This window comes from candidate division KSB1 bacterium, assembly GCA_022566355.1.
In the GTDB taxonomy this organism is placed as follows: domain Bacteria; phylum Zhuqueibacterota; class JdFR-76; order JdFR-76; family DREG01; genus JADFJB01.
Genome location: JADFJB010000211.1, coordinates 1 through 2,941, shown reverse-complemented (window position 1 = coordinate 2,941; position 2,941 = coordinate 1). Strand labels below are relative to the sequence as shown.

2 protein-coding genes are annotated in these 2,941 nt (G+C 39.3%); both read right to left on the bottom strand.

The annotated features are described in order from the left end of the window. A partial coding sequence (locus IIC38_20275; protein MCH8128258.1) for a hypothetical protein occupies positions 1–279 on the bottom strand: 279 nt, incomplete at its 3' end. A 545-nt stretch (positions 280–824) separates the two neighbouring features. Then, on the bottom strand, positions 825–2,351 hold the full coding sequence (locus tag IIC38_20270; GenBank protein ID MCH8128257.1) for a sulfatase: 1,527 nt from the start codon (positions 2,349–2,351) through the stop codon (positions 825–827). Between the last annotated feature and the right edge of the window lie 590 nt (positions 2,352–2,941).

Genomic DNA, 2,941 nt, shown 5'->3' with positions numbered 1-2,941 from the left:
ATCCAAGCCATACTTCTTGTAAAGTCCCTGGTCCACGGCGATAACGAACGGAAGTTTACTAACAGATCGTGCACCCATTTGCACGAGAAGTGGAATTAGGTTGCTCTCATCAGTTCGGACAGGTGGCGGTTTGATCAAGGTTAGAGCGAGTACATACGCTTCAGTAATCTGGCGATGCGGGAAAAGCTTGTAATGCCCAACGGTGACGCCGTAAACAAATGCCACGAGTACTGCCATCAACCCTACCAGGCCTACCAGGATTCCGCGTTTGCTCGTCACTATGCCTCCCCTAATCTAACTTGAACTTTTACAGAATAATTTCTCCTGTGGAATGTCATTATTACCTCCATGTTTTTGTAAGCTTGACATGCCATTTCGATCTGGTCGGAAGCGACCGCGGCAGACTGAAATAGTTTATCAGGACCTAATTATTTAAGTTAACTGGACAATGTGATATCAAATAAAATTATTAAAAGTTTATCTGTCATTTTAATACAATATTTGACTGCGAATGTCAAGATATTTCTTTGGATCATTTATATATTTTTCCTGAAGCTTCAATAAATTTACATAGTTTCAAATGTGGTCGGATAATATTTTTTTGTGCATACGAGTCTCAGAATTGAAGTTTTTATAAAAATTAGGATTTATTTGACTTGAGCATTAACTGCTGCCGAAGTAACGAATCTTTTGATTTTCACTTTTTACTTAATCAACAGCATTTTCCTAGAAAGACTTTGGATTTATTTGACTTGAGAGTTAAAATTATACAAATGTCAGAATCCTTTGATTTTCATAGACAACACTCCCACACCCTACAAATGTTAACCGCTCTCTACAGGATCACCATATTTTTTTTGTAAATGTATAATTTCACTTTTAAGCTCTGCTATTATATCCGCAAATCCGGGTTCGCCATATAAATTGTTCAACTCTTTTGGATCATTTTCCAGATCGTATAACTCCCAGGCGTCGATGTCATCATAAAAACGGATCAATTTGAATTTCTTGGTTCGTATCCCATAATGTTTCTTTACCATGTGTGATGCCGGAAATTCGTAATAATGGTAATAAATTGCAGTGCGCCAATGTTCAATTGTTTGTTCTTGTAGGTTTTTACGCAACGATTCTCCTTGCATATCACCGGGTATTTCGCCGCCGGCAAAATCCAGGAAAGTCGGTGCAAAATCCAGATTCAACACCAAATCTTCATTAACCGAACCTGGTGCTATTTCTTTTGGATAGCGCACCAGAAACGGCATTCCCAACGATTCTTCATACATGAAGCGCTTATCGTACCAGCCATGATCGCCCAGGAAAAATCCTTGATCGGAAGTATACACAACGATACTGTTTTCCGCAAGACCGGTTGCATCCAGGTGATTTAACAAGCGGCCAATATTATCATCCACAGATGCGATTGTACGCAAATAATCTTTGATATAGCGCTGATATTTCCAGCCCACCAACTCTTTACCACTCAGATTTAATGCACGGAATTTCTTATTCTTTGGCTCGTAAGCCTGGTCCCATGCCTTACGCTGTTCGTCGGTCATGCGTCTTCTGGCATTTTGCCACAATTGCTTAATTTGTTCGTTATCATGTTTGGGATCGTTTAGTTTTAAATCCCAGTCCTCAAAAAAGTGGTGGTCGATGGTCATCTCCTGCTCTTTGGCAGCTCGACTTCTTGATTTGTAATCGTCAAAGAGAGTTGTTGGCTGCGGAATTTCCGTATTGTCATACAGGGTCAGATGTTTAGGTCCCGGCATCCAATTTCGATGCGGCGCTTTGTGGTGGTACATCAAAAAGAAAGGCACAGCTTTATTGCGATTTTCGAGCCACTGAATCGTAAAATCTGTGATCAGGTCGGTCACATAACCTTCATGCTGGCTTCTCTCCCCCATTTCGATGAAATCAGGATTATAGTAATTACCCTGGCCGGGCAGTATATTCCAATAATCGAAACCGGTTGGATCGCTTCTTAAATGCCATTTTCCGATCATTGCGGTTTGGTAGCCGGCTTTCTGCAGCAACTTTGGCAATGTCTGCTGGCTGCCGTCAAAGACGGTTCGGTTATCCAAAACGCCATTGAGATGGCTGTACTTGCCGGTAAGGATGACAGCGCGGCTGGGCGCACAGATTGCGTTGGTGCAAAAACAATTGTTGAAGCGCATTCCTTCATTAGCAAGACGATCGATATTGGGCGTTTGATTGATCACACTGCCATAACAGCTGATGGCATGAGACGCGTGGTCGTCTGTCATCATAAAAATGATATTGGGCCGGATCGTTGATTGAGTCTTGCTTGACAAGATGCCGGGAAATGCCAATGCAGTTGTGCCCAATCCCATTGTTTTGAGAAAATCACGTCGCTTGAAAATATTTTTAAACATAGTTCTGTTTTTTATGTTGAATTGGAATTTGTTTAAACCTGAACAATTGTAAAGAAATTGATGAGAGGGTTATTAATAATCAAGAAAATTATGAATAAAAATCCCAAACGCATTGATTGACTAGGCAATTTCGGCTAATTTTTTCGCTAAAAAGGCAGTTTCTATTTTATTTTTGGTGAGATCTTTTGCCTGATTAATCGGATGAGCCATATTTCATATTTAATCAATTCAGTTAAAAGACGAACGGGTTATAAAATGGGGACAATAATTTTTGAATACTAAAAAAGATCATCATAATATTCCGTACTTATTCTTGCCACAGACTAACACAGTCTAAAACATAAAATATTATGTCAGGATGATGAATATTACAAAATGATATGTATCCTTTTTATGTATCCGTCAGCCGAAGGATATGTTCAAATAAGGGAGCTTCATTTCTACAATAATTAAACATCTATGATGTTTTTAGTTATGCGAGATCTTATTAATCCATCTTAAACAAGGATAACTCAAATCTGTGGATAGCTCATTCTTTATGACTTAAG

Excerpts from the sequence above, each read along its gene's own strand:
- IIC38_20270 (MCH8128257.1), bottom strand. The coding sequence starts at position 2,351 with ATGGGATTGGGCACAACTGCATTGGCATTTCCCGGCATCTTGTCAAGC.